We start from the raw sequence: 15392 nt of genomic DNA, 5'->3' as shown, positions 1-15392 counted from the left end.
TGGGGTTTCCCCCGACCCCGGGTCCGCGCGGCGACCCCGATCGACGACGCGCTGATCGAGAGACTTCGTCAACTTGGCTGATACGTCCTGATAATGCCCCGCTGCCACCCTGTGTCCGTCCCCGTCGAGGCCCGAAGCTGGTCGGGCTCGCCATGACCGGCGAGCCCGACCACGGGAGACGAAACACCGATGACCCTCACTGTCAGGAAGGCGTTCGGCATCGCCGCCGCTGGAGTCGTGATGGCGACCGGCCTCACCGGGCTGAGCGGAACGGCCCACGCCGACGATCCCGTCAAGCCCAAGGCGGGCACCGTGCGCCCGAACGCCGACGTGTACGGCGTGTACGTCTGGGCGACCAACGTCAATATCCGGTGGAACCCGGGAGACGCGTGCGATGACTATCCGTCCGTCGCCAACTGCGCCCGGATCGTGAGAAAGGTTTCCCGCCAGGAAATCGCCGTCTACTGCCAGAAGCTTGGACAGCGGGTCAGTGAAGGCGGCTACTCCAGCGACTGGTGGAGCTACGCGCCCAACCCTCACGCCCCTGCCGGATACCTCAGCAACGTCTACATCCGGGGCAAGGCCAAACTCGACGGAGTTCCGGTCTGCCCGTGGTGACCTGACGGGCGCCGGGGGCGGAACACCGCCCCCGGCAAGGCCGGTCAGCGTCCGCCGGACTTCGCGTACTCGCCGATGCCGCCCGCGAAGTCGAACACCACGCACGGCTCGTCCCCGACGACCCACGCGTCATGACCCGGAGGCACGACGAACACGTCGCCGGGGCCGACCTCCCCTTCGGACCCGTCCCGCATGAGGATGCGCATCCGGCCCTCGGCGCAGTAGCCGTTGTGGTGGACCTCGCAGAGGTCCGTGCCCGCGATGTCCTTGACCGACTCGGTCCACCGCCAGCCGGGCTCGAACGTCGCCATGCCGAACACCAGCCCGGTCAGGTTGACGACTTCGAGGTGCCCCCTGGGAAAGTCGCGCCGGTCGTCCGGCTTCTCGATGCTCTTGATCTCCGTCATGATGGGTCCCCCTTTTTCACCATCAGTTTCACGCTCGCACCGGGCCTGACCTGCGTCAAGACGTCCGGGCAGACGATCGGGCACGGGACGCGCGGACCCTGCCGCCCACCCTCCCGCCCCTGTTGCGATACTGCTGCATCAGCAATGCGGTCGCAGCGGGAGGCGCCGATGGAACGGCTTGACGGTCAGCGCGCGATGGCGATCAGCGAGCAGATCATCGACCTCTATCACCGGTGCTACAGCCGTCCGCCGTGGTCGGAGACGCCGCAGCAACTCTCCGACTACCCGGGCAAACTGGCCGACGCGACCGCCCGGCCCGGCTTCACCGCGATCACGGTCATGGACACGGAACAGCTGGTGGGCATGACCTATGGCTGGCCCACCCGGAACGTCCGGCACGACGATCGCATGGAGCGCGCGGTGGTCTCCGCGTTCGGCCCCGACCGTGCCGACGAGCTCATCGGCGGGGCCTTCGCCGTAGCCGAACTGTTCGTCGATCCCGACGCCCAGGGGCGGGGCATCGGCCGCCGCCTCATGGAGAACATCGTCGACGGCCGGGACGCCGCCTGGCTGGTCACCCACGCCCAGGCACCCGCCGCCCACCTCTATCGCAGCCTCGGCTGGAAGGAACGGGGGCCGCTGCCCGGCGACGTCTACCGCCTACGCCTGTCGCTCTTCACGCTCCGCGCCTTCGACAACGGCGACACCTGACAGGCAACTCAGGATTGCCTCTTGGTCGTCGCCGTGCCGCAAGCGCGTCGGCCGGTACGTATCGTCGCCGTGTGAAGCTCCTTTCGGTCAACATCGGCAGGCCCCGGGCCAATCCTTGGCAGGCCGTCGCGGTGACGGGCATCGACAAGCGACCGACCACCGGGCCGGTCATGGTCACCGCGCCGAACCCCGGGGAACCGGGGGACGTCGGCTTGGCGGGTGACAGGACTTACAGCCCCGGCCATGGCGGCCCCGACCAGGCCGTCTACGCCTATGCGCGCGAGGACCTCGACTTCTGGCAGGACGAACTGGGCAGGCCGCTGCCCGACGGCGTCTTCGGGGAGAACCTGACGACCGCCGGGATCGAGGTCAACGGCGCCCTGATCGGTGAGCGGTGGCGGGTGGGGGCCGAGGTGGTCCTGGAGGTGAGCTGCCCGAGGATTCCCTGCGCCACCTTCCAGGGGTGGCTGGACGAGACAGGGTGGATCAAACGGTTCACCGAGGTGGCTCGTCCCGGCGCCTACCTGCGCGTCATCGCGCCCGGGGAGGTCCGTGCCGACGATCCCGTCGGCGTCGAGGAGCGGCCCGACCACGATGTCACCGTGGCCGTCGCCTTCCGCGCCCTCACCGGCGAACCCGACCTGTTGCCGCGCCTGCTGAGGGCCGACGCCCTGCCGCAGGAGCTGAAGGATTTGGCCCGCCGCCGCATCGCCTGAGCGTCCCGGGACAGGGTGCCCGCAGGTGCCCGGGGGTCGGCTCGACCCCCCGGGCGGACGGGTGCGACGTCACCGGCGCGGCACCGCGCCGGGCGCCGTCACGGGGCGGGTATCTCCCTCAACAGGCGGGACGTCCAGGGGCACCACACCAGGCCGGGGAGGAACGCGCCGCCCGCCTCGTCGAGATGGTCTTCGACGTACGGGATGGTGGCGTCGCAAACCTCGATGGCGAAGTCGAAGAAGTCGACCGTGGCGGGGTCGTAGTGGAATGTCCAAGGGGGGTTGTAGGGGGCGGGGCGCTTGTTGATCCGGCCGACGAGGTGCGGTCTTTCGGTGGTCTGGCCGTTGACGAGCGCCCGCGCGTGCTCGATGTCGGCCGGGTCGGTGAGCTGGACGACGGCCTCCCGCCGGGTGACGTCGGTGAAGACGAAGTACGCCGCCGGGTCGGCTCCGGCGGGCCGGGCGGTACCGAGCAGGAGCAGCGGCGCGGCGACCGCCAGGGCGACCGCCCCGGCGAGGACCCGCAGGCGCGACATCGCCTGACGCGGCGCGGATCGGGAGGTGAAGACGTGCACGGTTCCCTCCGTGGGAGTTCGGTGGGGCGCCCTGGTGCGACCCGAACTCTGATTACCCAGAGTTTGTGATCGACTACTCTTCGTGTCCGCTATCGGCAATCCTCTGTCCTCCGCGCTCCCCATGGTGTAGGCGGCACCGGGTCCCGACCTCTTGGACGCGAGGGGAGCTCAGCCGTCCGGGTCGAGCACGGTCAGGTAGTGGTCGAGGCTCGCGGCCGCTTTCAGCATGGCCACGCCCTGCGCGGTGAGTTTGCGGTGCCAGTCGTCCAGGGAAGCGGCCAGGGCGTCGGTGCCGCCCGCCGACCGGACCTGCCGGACGACGGTGGCGATGTGCTCCAGGGGATAGCCGCCGCGTCTGAGGAGGTGGGCCAGTTCGGCGTCCCGGACGTCGCTCGCATGGAAGACGCGGTAACCGGTGCGCGGGTCCCGTTCCGGGGCCAGGATCCCGACGCTCTCCCACTTCCGCAGGGTCGCCGGGGTGACGTCGAGCCGATGGGCCAGCTCGCCGATGATCCACGTTTCGGGGCCCGCCGGTGGTTCGGGTGGGGTGCCGGGCTCGGCCGTCAGATGGCCGACCGCCGTGCGCACCGCGGCGAGGGTGTCCCGGTCGCGGAGCAGCCGACCATGGCCCCGGTCGATGATCGTCAGAGCCCGGTCGAGCTCGTCGTCGTGGAGCGCGTGCATGATCTGACCGGCGGCCGCGTAGCCGTACGCGGGGACGAGCGAGAGGTAGGCGTGCAGCGCCGCCGCGTGCACCTCGGTGAAGATCCGGTAGCCGCTCGGGGTGCGATCGGCCCGCGGGATGAAACCGTCCCGCTCGTAGTTGCGGACCGCCTGGGTCGAGATCCCGTGCCGGCGCGCGAGGTCGGCTGGTCGCAAGGTGATCACCGTGCGGTGACTCTACCTTACGGGCGGGCCTTCGACCCGCCTCGGTCTCAACCCAATTCCAATGGCACGATTGAGACATCTGCATAGAGACAGGAGCCGGAATGGACGTATCCATCGCACGGGACTTCTGGTCGGCCCTCGAACCCCTGCACGCGGTGACGTACTTCGCCCCGGAGTGCCTGGCCGCGAACAAGGAGGTCGGGCTCAGGGGATTCTGGATGGGCTACTTCGGCAGTCGCGGGGCTCCGCTGGGACCCGTCCCCGCCGCGGTGATCGAGGCGTCCTTCTACGGGTTCCACCCGGCACGAGTCCGCCGCGCGGTGCCGGACGCCTGGGGTTTCGCCTCCCCCGCGAGCATCCTGGCGGTGCGCGGCGTCGCCGCGGCGAAGGCGCTCCGGCGGGCGGCGCCCGACATCGACGGCGTGGCGGCCGAGGCGGTGCCGAGGCTGCGCGCGGTCGTCGAGGCCGCGGACGGGGCCGGACGGGTGCTGTTCGCCGCGAACCGCGACCTCGACCCGCCCGAGGACCCGGTGGAGGCGCTCTGGCAATTGGCGACGGCGCTCCGCGAGCATCGCGGCGACGGGCACGTCGCGGTGCTGACGGCCGAGGGTCTGAACGGTCTGGAGTGCAACGTCCTGGCGTGCGCCGTGAGCGGCACCCCCGGGGAACTGTTGAGGTTCAGCCGCGGCTGGTCGGAGGAGGAATGGGACGAGGCGTCCGCCGCCCTCGCGGCGCGCGGGCTCGTCGACGGGGAGAGCGCCACCGACGCGGGCCGAACCCTCAAGGCGGAGATCGAACGCCGAACGGACGCCCTGGCCGCGCCCCCGTACCAGTCCCTGGACGACCCGGCCGCCCTCCACCGGCTGCTCGCGCCCGTCGCCCGCGCCGTCGCCGAGAACGGCGACATCCCGTTTCCCAACCCGATCGGACTTCCCCGTCCGGCCGGGTAGGTCAGGCCCACACCGCGTCGGCCAGTGCGGCGCCGACGAACACCGCGCCCAGCCCCGCGACGACGCTGACGACCACGTTGGCGGCGGCGAAGAACCGTTCCCCGGTCTCGCTCAGCCGCAGCGTCTCGTACGAGAAGGTCGAGTAGGTCGTCAACGCCCCGCACAGCCCCGTCCCCAGCAACAGCCCTACGTCCTCGGACGCCGCGCCGTGGACGACGGCGCCGGTCAGCACCCCGATGACCAGGCAGCCGGTGACGTTGGCGGTGAACGTGCCCCAGGGGAAGGCGGTGTCATGCCGGGCCTGGACCGCCCGGTCGGTCAGGTAACGCAACACGGCCCCGACCATGCCACCGGCCACCACCAGGAACCAGTTCACCGGACGCCCTCACGCGCGGGACGTCTCCAAGCGATCAGGCGGCGGGTGACGGTCGCCGCGAACCACACCGCCGCCAGCGCGACCAGGACCGTGCCCGCCAGGTACGCCAGGGCGGTTCGGGCGTGACCGCCGTCGAGCAGGCGTTGGATGTCGGCGGCATAGGTGGAGAACGTGGTGAAACCGCCGAGCACCCCGGTGCCGAAGAACGGGCGCACCAGCCGATGGGCGGCCCACACCTCACTGATGATCACCATGAACACGCCGATGACCGCGCAGCCGACCGCGTTCACGCCCAGCGTCGTCCACGGGAAGGCGTCCGGGCCGCTGGGCCAGATCAAGGACGCCGCGTAACGGGCCGCGGCACCCAGACCACCACCGCCCGCGACCGCCGCGACCACCGACGCCCGCACCCGCTGAGCGGGCACCGCCGGTTCGACGTCGGGGTCGACGGGCTCGGCCACAGGGGCACCTCCAAGCACGTCGCCCGGCACCGGCGGCAAAGGAGGGACCGTTCCCGGCCCGCTGCCGCCACCGTAACACGCCCCCCAGCAGCACGAACCGCACCGGACTCCGAGTTAAATATGAAAACTAATAGAATAGAATAAACATTGACTTTATTAATGACTCAGAAATAATCTGGCAGTGATTCTCGGGCCCGCCAGGATCTTCGTGGCCGTGCTGGAAACGGCATGGCCGTCCCCCCACGTCCGACCTGGAAGGCTGCCATGTTGAACACCGGACGCGTCCTGCCCGCCATCTTGGGCGCCACGCTCGCGCTGCCCGCCCTGACCGCCACAAGTGCCGGCGCCGCGGTCACGGACCCCCCACCGGACGGAGTGACCGTCGAGGTAGCGGTGGTCAACGGCACGGGCTGCGTGCAGGGAGGGATGTCGGTCTACTTCTCGGTGGACAAGCAGGCCCTCACCCTTCTGCGGGACGAGGTGCGCGTCGAGGTCGGCGGCGGCAAGAACCCGGCGACTGACAGGAGGACCTGCCAGGTCCTCCTGCGGATACACGTTCCGCAGGGCTACAGCTACGCCATCAAGCCGGCCGTCGACTACCGCGGCTACGCAGAACTTGAGGCGGGTGCCTCCGGTGTGCTGACGTCGTCCAGCCACCTTCAAGGCACGCCGAATCCGGCGCCGAAGACCTTCAAGCTCGACGGTCCGTTCTCCGGCCCCTGGCGATTCCAGCCCCCGGACTCCGACCCGGTTTTCAAACCGTGCGGGGAGCAGCGCAGTTTCGTCATCAGCTCGGACTTGCGGGTCAGCCTCGGCACCTCCGACAAGACCAAGATCAGCTACATGACGATGGAGGGTAAAGAGGTCTACCCGATGGTCTGGAAGCGCTGCTCCACCACGTAGTCCCCGCGAACGGGCGACGGCCTGACGCGGCGGCACCGATCGGGGGACGCCAGAGGGCCCCGGTTCCTGAAGCAGCGGCGGCTCAGGAATCGAGGCCTCGTGGTGGGCGACCGGGCCTGCCTCCGTCGGCGTCCGGCTTCGGTCAGGCGGGTGGGGGCTCGTAGTCGAGGCCGAGTGTCGCGGCCAGGTCGCGGAGGCATTCCTCGTAGAGGAACTCCATGTCGGTGTAGATGTAGTCGAGCTGGTTGAGAACCTCCATGCACAGGATGCCGTAGAGGCGGATCCAGCAGGACGTCGTCACGTAGACGGCCTCGACGGGTAGCTCGATGCCGAGTTTCTCCGTGTAGGCGCGCAGTTGCTCCCGGATCGCGGGCGGGAGGTCGTCCGGGACGGGAAACGGGCGCGTTTCCCACAGCTTCGCGATCTCGTCCTGGAAAACGCGTTCGAAGTCGCGTCCGGCGAGGTTGCGGGCGGAGTCCGGGGCCCGGGTGACCGAGGACGGGACGGGGCTGGTGAAGATCCAGCCGAACTCGGCGGGATGCGCGATCGCCCAGGCGCGCATGGCGCGACAGGCGGCGAGGAGGCGGGCGGAGATCGAGCCGCCGGGCCGGGCGTCGCGGGCGGCCCGCATCGCCGCGGCGAGCTCGGCGAAGAAGTCGGCGGTGACGGCCTGGACCAGCTCCTGGTGACCGGAGAAGTAGTGGTAGAGGGCCGGGCCGCTCATGCCGACCTCGCGGGCGACCGCGTTGATCGTCACCGCGGCGGTGCCCCGGGTGGTCAGCAGGGTGCGCGCCGCTTCGCGGATCTCCGTCAGGGTGCCGTCCCGGAGCCGGTCGCGGCGACTGGTGTTCATGGGCGTCCTCCCGGGGTCGATGGCGTTGACAGTCTATGGCTTCTATGTTTCCTTAATACCTCTAAGAAAATCTAGGAGGGATAAGGAGCATGGCCCGTAACCCGCTGAACCGGCTGGTCGGCCGGTACGCGATCGGAGCGACGGTCACCGCTGTCGGGGAGGTCACGCCGACGATGAAACGGATCCGGCTCGTCGCCGAGGCGCCGATCACGTTCCCCTACTCGCCCGGCCAGCACGTGCGGATCCAGATCCACGACCCGCTGTCGATGTACGGGCTGCTCCACCCGGTCGAGACCCTCCGCACCTACACGATCTGGGAGTTCGACCGGGGCGCGCGGACGTTGGAGCTTCGCGCGCACCTCTACGACGGCGACGGCGTCGGGCTCCGATGGGCGCGGGCGGTCCAGGTCGGCGACGCGGTGACGTTCTGGTGGCCGCAGGGAGACTTCTTCGTCCGGGACGCCGAGCACCACGTGTTCGTCGGGGAGGAGACCGCGTCCGTCGCGTTCGGGGCGATGCTGCGGGAGTTGGACGCGTCCGCGCGGGTCTGCGGGGTGGTGGAGAGCGAGACCCCCGAACTCGATCCGCCGCTGCCCGGACCGCACCGGCTGCACCGCGTGCACCGCGAGGGGCGGCCCGCGACGGCGTCCACCGTCATGCTGGACGCCGTGTCACGCCTTGAACTCCCCGAGGGCCCGGGGGCCGCCTACGTGGCCGGGGAGGCGCGAACGTGCCAGTTGATCCGCGATCATCTGGTGCGCGACCGGGGATGGCCCCGGACGTCGATCAAGGTCAAGCCGTTCTGGGCGCCCGGCAAGCGCGGCCTGCACTAGACGCGGTCGATGATCAAGGGGAGGAGGGTCGGCTTGCCGTCGGCGATCTCGTAGGCGCCGTCCAGGGATTCGAGGGCGCGGGGCAGGCGGGCCTCGTCGTCGGTGTGCAGGGTCAGCAGCGGCCGGCCCTCGGTGACGGTGTCGCCCGGTTTGGCGTGGCAGATGATGCCCGCCGCGGCCGAGACCGGGTCCTCCTTGCGGGCCCGGCCCGCGCCGAGACGCCACGCGGCCACCCCGACGCCGTAGGCGTCCAGGCGGGTCAGGACGCCGCTCGACGGGGCGACGACCGTGTGGGTCTCGCGGGCGGACGGGAGCGGCGCGTCCGGATCGCCGCCCTGGGCGGTGATCATGCGGCGCCAGACGTCCATGGCGGACCCGTCCTTCAGCGCGTCGGCCGGATCCCTCGACTCCAGACCGGCGGCCGACAGCATCTCCCGCGCGAGGGTCAGCGTCAGCTCGACCACGTCGGCCGGGCCTCCCCCGGCGAGCACCTCCACCGCCTCGGCGACCTCGACGGCGTTGCCCACGGCGTCGCCGAGCGGACGGTCCATCGCGGTGAGCAGCGCGGTCGTGCGCACGCCGTGGTCGGTACCGATCGCGACCATGGTCTCGGCCAGTTCGCGGGCGTTCGCCACGGTCTTCATGAAGGCGCCGGAGCCGACCTTGACGTCCAGGACGAGGGCGCCGGTCCCCTCGGCGATCTTCTTCGACATGATCGAGGACGCGATCAGCGGGATCGACTCGACGGTTCCGGTCACGTCGCGGAGGGCGTAGAGCTTGCGGTCGGCGGGGGCGAGGCCGCTGCCCGCCGCGCACACCACGGCCCCGGCGGCGCGCAGCACGTCCAGCATCTCGGCGTTCGTCAGGGACGCCCGCCAGCCCGGAATGGACTCCAGTTTGTCGAGCGTGCCGCCGGTGTGGCCGAGGCCGCGTCCCGACAGCTGGGGAACGGCGGCGCCGCACGCCGCCACCAGCGGCGACAGCGGCAGGGTGATCTTGTCGCCGACCCCGCCGGTGGAGTGCTTGTCGGTGGTCGGACGGTCCAGCTCCGCCCAGTCCATGCGCTCCCCGGAGCGGATCATCGCGTCCGTCCAGCGGGCCACCTCGGGACGGGTCATGCCGTTCAGCAGGATCGCCATCGCCAGCGCCGCCATCTGCTCGTCGGCGATCGCGCCGCGCGTGTAGGCGTCGACGGCCCAGTCGATCTGCTCGGGGGTGAGGGCCGCGCCGTCCCGTTTGGCGCGGATGACGTCGATGGCGTCCACGATCTCAGGCTCTTTTCACGAGGTCGTCGGGGCCGAACGCGTCCGGCAGGACGGCCGACATGGGCAGGATGCCGGTGGTCGTCTCGATCAGCATCGTGGCGCCGCCGTGCTCCCAGAGGAGCTGGCGGCAGCGCCCGCACGGCATCAGAGTGTCACCGTTGCGGTCGACGACCACGACCGCGACGAGCCGGGGGGCGTCGGACTTGCCGGGGCCGTGCAGGGCCGACACGAGCCCGCACTCCGCGCACAGCGTGTTGCCGTACGCGGCGTTCTCGACGTTGCAGCCGGTGATGATCCGGCCGTCGTCCACCAGACCCGCGGCGCCGACGGGGAAACCCGAGTACGGACAGTACGCGCGGCTCAGCGCCTCCCGCGCGGCGTCGCGCAGTGCAGGCCAGTCGATCTCCATCTCCTTATCGTGCCTCACCGCGCCGGTAACGGACCCCGTTCGCGGCGGGCATGCGGAGCCGTTGGCTGGCCAGCGCGAGGACGAGGAGCGTCGTCAGATGCGGCGTGAACGAGACCAGCTCACCCGGGACGATGTCGCTCATCAGGAACCAGACGAGCAGCGCGACGGCCGCGACCAGCGCCAGCACGGAGCTGAGGGACGCGTTGCGGACCTCGCGGCGACCGAGGTCGGTGACCGCGTCCGGACGCAGCCGGTTCGCCCGCACCGCCTGCCAGACCGCGACGCCGACCAGCAGGATCGCGACGAACAGCAGCAGCGCGTGCACCGACTGCCCGCCGCCGCGCACGTTCATCGCGTCGGTGTACCCGAACAGCAGCGAGCCCGCGGTGAGGCCGCCCGGACGCCAGTTCCCGAAGATCATGGCGGCGAGGCCGATGAAGCCGCGCCCGTTGGTCTGACCGTCCTGGTAGACGGAACTGATGGTGACGAGGAACGCGCCCGCCAGGCCGGAGAACGCGCCGGAGATGATCACCGCGGCGTACTTCATGCGGTACACCTGCACGCCGAGGGACTCGGCGGCGTACGGGTCCTCGCCGCAGGAGCGGACCCGCAGCCCGAACGGCGTCCGCCACAGCACCAGGAAGGTGAGCGGCACCAGGAGCAGCGCCACGAACGTCAGCAGCGACATGTCGCTCGTCAGACCGCGCAGGATGCCCGCGAGGTCGGACACCAGGAACCAGTGGTGGTCTTCGAGCGAGCCCAGCCAGTCCGGGCTCTGCCAGCCGCCGATCTTGCCGCCGGACAGCACCGGCAGCGTCAACGTCGAGATCGCGTCGACGGGCGGCGACTGGCGCGGGCCGCCGCCGAGCGCCTTCGCCTCGCCCTGGTCGAAGATCAGGTCGGCGAGGAACTGGGTCAGCCCGAGCCCGAGGATGTTGATCGCGACACCGGACACGATGTGGTCGACGCCGAACGACACCGTCGCGATGGCGTGCAGGAGGCCGCCGAGCGCGCCGCCGATGACGCCCGCCAGCACGCCGATCCAGGGACCCCACTGGTAGCCGGCCCACGCGCCCGTCCAGGTCCCGAGGATCATCATGCCCTCAAGCCCGATGTTGATCACGCCGGAGCGCTCCGACCAGAGCCCGCCGAGGCCCGCCAGGAAGATCGGCACGGCGAGGCGGAGCGCGGCGCTGACCGTCCCGCTGGACGTCACCGGGTCCGCGTCGTCGATCACCCGGACGAGCGACAGCAGCACCAGCAGCCCGGAGGCGATCAGCAGGTAGTGGGGCCAGCGCAGCCGGCGCCCGCCGTTCGGGGCCTTCTTCGCGGGCGCCGTCCCGGTCGCGGTGCTCATGAGGTGCTCCCCTCGCGGGCCAGGTCGTGGCCGGTGGCCAGCTCGGCGGCGACGGCCCGCTGCTGGAGCCGGATCTCCCAGCGCCGGACGAGCTCGTACACGATGACGACGGTCAGCACCACCACGCCCTGCATCACCCCGACGATCTCCTTGGGCACGTCGACCTCCTGGAGCACGTCGGAGGTCTGGTCGAGGAACCCGAACAGCAGGGCGGCGAGCGCGATCCCGACCGGATGGTTGCGGCCGAGCAGCGCGACCGTGATACCGGTGAAGCCGAGGCCCGCCGGGAAGTTCAGCGAGTACTCGTAGGACGCGCCGAGCAGCTCCGGCATGCCGATCAGCCCGGCCACCACCCCGGACGCCACCATCGTGTAGACGACCATGCGGCGGGCGTCGACGCCGCTGGCCCGCGCGGCCGACGGCGACAGCCCCGACACCTTGAGATCGAACCCGAACCTGGTGTGGTTGAGCACGACCCAGAACACGATGCCGACGACGATCGCGAGCGGCAGCAGCCCGTACACCTCGCCGGGGAGGTCGATCCCGATCGCGGACAGGAAGCCGTTCAGCGAGCCGACGCGTCCCTCGTCAGGAATCCGCGGCGTCGCGACATTGTTGCTGCCCGGCCGCACCTCCGCGAGCCGCTGGTCGTTCAGCAGGTACGCGATCAGGCCCGTCGCGATCGCGTTCAGCATGATCGTGGACAGCACCTCGCTGACCCCGCGGGTCACCTTCAGCACGCCCGCGATCGCCGCCCACAGCCCGCCGACCACCATCGCCGCGACGATCACCAGCATCTGCCCGAACGGCGCCGGCAGGGTGAGCGCCCCGCCGAGCGCGGCGGCGAGGAACGCGGCGAGCCGGTACTGGCCGTCCACGCCGATGTTCAGCAGCGCCATCCGGAACCCGATCGCGACCGCGACCGCCGACAGGTAGTAGCGGGTCGCGCGGTTGACGATGTCGACGATCGAGTTCTCGGTGGTGCCGTAGTCGACCATGCTCTGCACCGAGCTGAACGGGTCGGCGCCGGTGACCCGCAACAGGATCATCGTGATGACCAGGGAGATCAGCAGCGCCAGCACCGGCGCGCCGATCCGCAGGCCCAGCCCCCGCGGGCCGAGCCCCCGCAGGATCGCCTGCCACGCCGGAACCGGCTCCGGACCGGACCGACCGGACGGATCGGACCGATCGGACGGGCCGGACGGGTCGGCGTCCTTTCGGGGGGACGGCCCTTCGCCCCCGCCGTTCGGTTCGCTCATGAGCGCGCTCCGGCGCCGGTCATCGCGGAGCCGAGCTCCTCCGGGGTGACGGTCCGCGGATCGACCTCCGCGACCAGCCGTCCCCGCAGGATCACGTGCAGGGTGTCGGACATACCGATGAGTTCCTCAAGGTCGGCGCTGATCAGCAGCACGGCCAGCCCGTCCGCGCGGGCCTGCCGCAGGTGGTCCCAGATGGCGGCCTGGGCGCCGACGTCGATCCCGCGCGTCGGATGCGCGGCGATCAGCAGGCGCGGCTCCCCGGACATCTCCCGCCCGACGATGAGCTTCTGCTGGTTGCCGCCCGACAGCGCGGCGGCGGGCACGTCGATCCCCGGCGTCCGCACGTCGTACGCCTGGACGATCCGGGTCGTGTCGCGGCGGGCGCCGCGCCGGTCCACCCACGGGCCGCGGACGTTCGGCGGCCGCGTCTGGTGGCCCAGCATGCGGTTCTCCCAGAGCGGCCCCTCCAGGACGAGCCCGTGCCGGTGCCGGTCCTCCGGGATGTAGGCGATGCCCGCCTCGCGACGCCGCCGCGTCGTCCAGTGGGTGACGTCCTCGCCGCCGAAGAGGACCGTCCCGGCGTCCGCGTGCCGGATCCCCATGATGGTCTCGATCAGCTCGCTCTGACCGTTGCCCTCGACGCCCGCCAGACCGACGATCTCGCCGCGACGGATGCGCAACGACACGTCGTCGACGACGGGACGGCCCTCCGGGGTGAAAACCGTCAACCCGGACACGTCGAGCTGGACGTCCTCGGTGACCGTGGACTCGCGCAGCTCCGGGGTCGGCAGCTCCGATCCGACCATCAGCTCCGCCAGCCGCCGGGACGTCGTCTCGCGCGGGTCGAGCCGCGTCGCGACGGTGGTGCCGCGCCGGATCACCGAGATCGTGTCGGCGACGGTCAGCACCTCGTCGAGCTTGTGGGAGATGAACAGCACGGTCAGGCCCTCGGCGCGCAGCTCCCGCAGGTTGCCGAACAGCTCGTCGACCTCCTGCGGGACGAGCACGGCGGTCGGCTCGTCCAGGATCAGCACGCGGGCGCCCCGGTACAGCACCTTGAGGATCTCCACGCGCTGCCGTTCGCCGACGCCGAGCGTCTCGACCAGCACGTCGGGGTCGACGCGCAGCCCGTACGCCTGCGCCATCTCCCTGATCTTGGCGCGGGCGGAGGCGAAGTCGATCCGGCCGAACCGGCGGGGCTCGGCGCCGAGGATCACGTTCTCCAGGACGGTCAGGTTGTCCGCCAGCTTGAAATGCTGGTGGACCATGCCGATGCCGCGGTCGATGGCGTCGGCGGGCGTCCGGAACGACACCGCTTCGCCCTCGACCTCGATGGTGCCCTCGTCCGGCCGCTGCATCCCGTAGAGGATCTTCATCAGCGTGGACTTGCCGGCGCCGTTCTCGCCGCACAGCGCGTGCACCTCGCCGCGCTCGATGGTGAGATCGATGTCGCGGTTGGCGACCACGCCGGGAAACCGCTTGGTGATCGATGTCAGTCGCACGGCCGGAACCTGGTCAGGCACGAGCGCCCCCTCCGCCTCGAACTCCGCCTCGAAACGTCCCGTCCGGACGTGATGTGCCGCGGCACCGGACGTCATCGGGTCGACGACGCCCGGCGCGCGTGGCTCCAGCCGGACGAAACCGGATCAGACCTTGGTCGGGACCTGGATCTCACCGCTGACGATCTTGGCCTTGAGCTCCTCCAGCCTGGCCTTGATGTCGTCGACGTTGCCCCCGGACGGCGCGTAGCCGACGCCGTCGTTCTTCAGGTCGTACTGCTTGGTGCCGGCCTTGAACGTGTTGTTCGCGACGCTCTCCACGAAGTCGTACACGGCGAGGTCGACGTGCTTGACCATCGAGGTGAGGATCTGCTGCTTCACCCCGGCGACGGCGGGCTGGTTGTACTGGTCGGAGTCGACGCCGATCGCCCACTTGCCGGCCTGGCCGACCGTCTTGATGACGCCGATCCCGGCGCCGCCCGCGGCGTGGTAGATGACGTCCGCGTCCTGGTCGAGCTGGCCCTTGGCGGCCTCGTTGCCGAGTCCGGTGTCCTTGAAGCCGTTGAAGTTCGGCGGCTGCGTCAGGTACTTCGGCGGCAGGACCTTGATGCCGGGCTTGGCGGCCTTCGCCCCGGCCTGGTACCCGGCGAAGAACTTCTGGATCAGCGGCACGTTGACGCCGCCGATGAACCCGATCGTGCCGGACTTGGACTTCAGCGCCGCGGCGGCGCCGACCAGGTAGGAGCCCTGCTCCTCGGAGAAGCAGGCGCCGCTGACGTTGGCGCCCTCGACCTTGCACTGGTCGGCGTCCACGACGAGGAACTTGGTGTTCGGGAAGTCCTTGGCGACCTTGATGATCGCGGTGGTGTACGCGAAGCCGACGCCGATGACGGGGTTGTAGCCCTTGTTCGCCATCAGCCGCAGCCGCGACTCCTTGTCGGCGTCCGGCTCGTCCGGCTTGGCGGAGATCTCCTCGGTCTGGACGTTCAGATTCTTCTTGGCGCGGTCGAGCCCGGCGGCGGCGGAGTCGTTGAACGACTGGTCGCCGCGTCCACCGATGTCGAAGGCGAGACCGATCTTGAGGGACTTCTTGTCGCCTCCGCCGCCGTCATCGCTGTCGGCCTTCTTACCGCCGCAGGCGGACGCGCTGAGCGTCAGCGCCGCACCCGTCACGGCGACGAGCGTAATCTTCAGTCCACGGCGCAACGTCGCGCTCCTTCCGTCCCACCTTCGCTGTGGCGGCCCGGTCAGGTCACCGAAAACGCTGCGGACGCTACCCCTCGAACAAGGGCAAACTTCTCGCGTGCATCGA

18 protein-coding genes are annotated in these 15392 nt (G+C 70.5%); 6 read left to right on the top strand and 12 right to left on the bottom strand.

Annotation, left to right across the window (positions count from 1 at the left end; all coding sequences use genetic code 11):
- Positions 1–189 precede the first annotated feature (189 nt).
- Complete coding sequence (locus D0T12_RS06840) at positions 190–618, top strand: hypothetical protein (RefSeq protein ID WP_117398586.1); 429 nt, start codon at positions 190–192, stop codon at positions 616–618.
- 44 nt (positions 619–662) lie between these two features.
- Here the strand turns inward: D0T12_RS06840 and D0T12_RS06835 are convergent, their stop codons facing one another.
- On the bottom strand, positions 663–1025 hold the full coding sequence (locus D0T12_RS06835) for a cupin domain-containing protein (RefSeq protein ID WP_117398584.1): 363 nt from the start codon (positions 1023–1025) through the stop codon (positions 663–665).
- 168 nt (positions 1026–1193) lie between these two features.
- Here D0T12_RS06835 and D0T12_RS06830 point away from each other — a divergent pair, with 168 nt between their 5' ends.
- Positions 1194–1736 (top strand): GNAT family N-acetyltransferase, encoded by a 543-nt coding sequence (locus D0T12_RS06830; protein ID WP_158581431.1) that lies wholly within the window; start codon positions 1194–1196, stop codon positions 1734–1736.
- Between the two features lie 71 nt (positions 1737–1807).
- The gene (locus D0T12_RS06825; protein WP_117398580.1) at positions 1808–2452 is read left to right on the top strand and encodes an MOSC domain-containing protein; all 645 of its coding nucleotides are present in this window, start codon (positions 1808–1810) and stop codon (positions 2450–2452) included.
- A gap of 98 nt (positions 2453–2550) precedes the next feature.
- On the opposite strand, the gene D0T12_RS06820 is transcribed toward D0T12_RS06825, so the two are convergent.
- On the bottom strand, positions 2551–3027 hold the full coding sequence (locus D0T12_RS06820) for a BP74-related protein (RefSeq protein ID WP_199487326.1): 477 nt from the start codon (positions 3025–3027) through the stop codon (positions 2551–2553).
- 168 nt (positions 3028–3195) lie between these two features.
- Positions 3196–3915 carry a TioE family transcriptional regulator gene (locus D0T12_RS06815; RefSeq protein WP_117398579.1) on the bottom strand — a complete coding sequence of 240 codons (720 nt, stop codon included), beginning with the start codon at positions 3913–3915 and terminating at the stop codon, positions 3196–3198.
- Positions 3916–4016: 101 nt separating this feature from the next.
- Between D0T12_RS06815 and D0T12_RS06810 the strand changes: the two genes are divergently transcribed.
- Positions 4017–4865: an SCO6745 family protein gene (locus D0T12_RS06810; protein WP_117398578.1), complete on the top strand. Its 849-nt coding sequence runs from the start codon at positions 4017–4019 to the stop codon at positions 4863–4865.
- A gap of 1 nt (position 4866) precedes the next feature.
- Here D0T12_RS06810 and crcB (D0T12_RS06805) read toward each other — a convergent pair whose 3' ends face one another.
- Both crcB (D0T12_RS06805) and crcB (D0T12_RS06800) read right to left on the bottom strand, forming a co-directional pair.
- Positions 4867–5241: a fluoride efflux transporter CrcB gene (gene crcB, locus D0T12_RS06805; protein WP_117398577.1), complete on the bottom strand. Its 375-nt coding sequence runs from the start codon at positions 5239–5241 to the stop codon at positions 4867–4869.
- Complete coding sequence (gene crcB / locus D0T12_RS06800; RefSeq protein ID WP_233525875.1) at positions 5238–5702, bottom strand: fluoride efflux transporter CrcB; 465 nt, start codon at positions 5700–5702, stop codon at positions 5238–5240. Before crcB (D0T12_RS06800) ends, crcB (D0T12_RS06805) begins: the two co-directional genes overlap by 4 nt.
- Positions 5703–5969: 267 nt before the next feature.
- Between crcB (D0T12_RS06800) and D0T12_RS06795 the strand changes: the two genes are divergently transcribed.
- Positions 5970–6605, top strand: coding sequence for a DUF4360 domain-containing protein (locus D0T12_RS06795; protein ID WP_158581430.1), 636 nt, complete (start codon positions 5970–5972; stop codon positions 6603–6605).
- 142 nt (positions 6606–6747) lie between these two features.
- Here D0T12_RS06795 and D0T12_RS06790 read toward each other — a convergent pair whose 3' ends face one another.
- A complete protein-coding gene (locus tag D0T12_RS06790) occupies positions 6748–7458 on the bottom strand; it encodes a TetR/AcrR family transcriptional regulator (RefSeq protein ID WP_117398575.1) in 711 nt (236 codons plus the stop codon).
- A gap of 89 nt (positions 7459–7547) precedes the next feature.
- Between D0T12_RS06790 and D0T12_RS06785 the strand changes: the two genes are divergently transcribed.
- Positions 7548–8291, top strand: coding sequence for a siderophore-interacting protein (locus tag D0T12_RS06785; protein ID WP_117398574.1), 744 nt, complete (start codon positions 7548–7550; stop codon positions 8289–8291).
- Here D0T12_RS06785 and D0T12_RS06780 read toward each other — a convergent pair.
- The 6 genes from D0T12_RS06780 to D0T12_RS06755 are packed head-to-tail and all read right to left on the bottom strand — an operon-like array spanning position 8288 to position 15286.
- Positions 8288–9556, bottom strand: a complete 1269-nt coding sequence (locus D0T12_RS06780) for a thymidine phosphorylase (RefSeq protein WP_117398572.1) — start codon at positions 9554–9556, stop codon at positions 8288–8290. The genes D0T12_RS06785 and D0T12_RS06780 overlap by 4 nt on opposite strands.
- A 4-nt stretch (positions 9557–9560) precedes the next feature.
- Positions 9561–9965 (bottom strand): cytidine deaminase, encoded by a 405-nt coding sequence (locus D0T12_RS06775; protein ID WP_117398570.1) that lies wholly within the window; start codon positions 9963–9965, stop codon positions 9561–9563.
- A 4-nt stretch (positions 9966–9969) separates the two neighbouring features.
- Positions 9970–11322 carry an ABC transporter permease gene (locus tag D0T12_RS06770; RefSeq protein WP_117398568.1) on the bottom strand — a complete coding sequence of 451 codons (1353 nt, stop codon included), beginning with the start codon at positions 11320–11322 and terminating at the stop codon, positions 9970–9972.
- On the bottom strand, positions 11319–12581 hold the full coding sequence (locus D0T12_RS06765) for an ABC transporter permease (RefSeq protein ID WP_117398566.1): 1263 nt from the start codon (positions 12579–12581) through the stop codon (positions 11319–11321). The genes D0T12_RS06770 and D0T12_RS06765 overlap by 4 nt, the downstream gene beginning before the upstream one ends.
- On the bottom strand, positions 12578–14179 hold the full coding sequence (locus D0T12_RS06760; protein ID WP_117398564.1) for an ABC transporter ATP-binding protein: 1602 nt from the start codon (positions 14177–14179) through the stop codon (positions 12578–12580). Before D0T12_RS06760 ends, D0T12_RS06765 begins: the two co-directional genes overlap by 4 nt.
- A gap of 48 nt (positions 14180–14227) precedes the next feature.
- Positions 14228–15286, bottom strand: coding sequence for a BMP family lipoprotein (locus D0T12_RS06755; protein ID WP_117398562.1), 1059 nt, complete (start codon positions 15284–15286; stop codon positions 14228–14230).
- Between the last annotated feature and the right edge of the window lie 106 nt (positions 15287–15392).

The sequence above is a fragment of the Actinomadura spongiicola genome, from assembly GCF_003432485.1.
Classification (GTDB): Bacteria; Actinomycetota; Actinomycetes; order Streptosporangiales; family Streptosporangiaceae; genus Spirillospora; species Spirillospora spongiicola.
The sequence above is the reverse complement of the archived record's forward strand: the minus strand, read 5'-3'. Positions and strand labels throughout refer to the sequence as shown.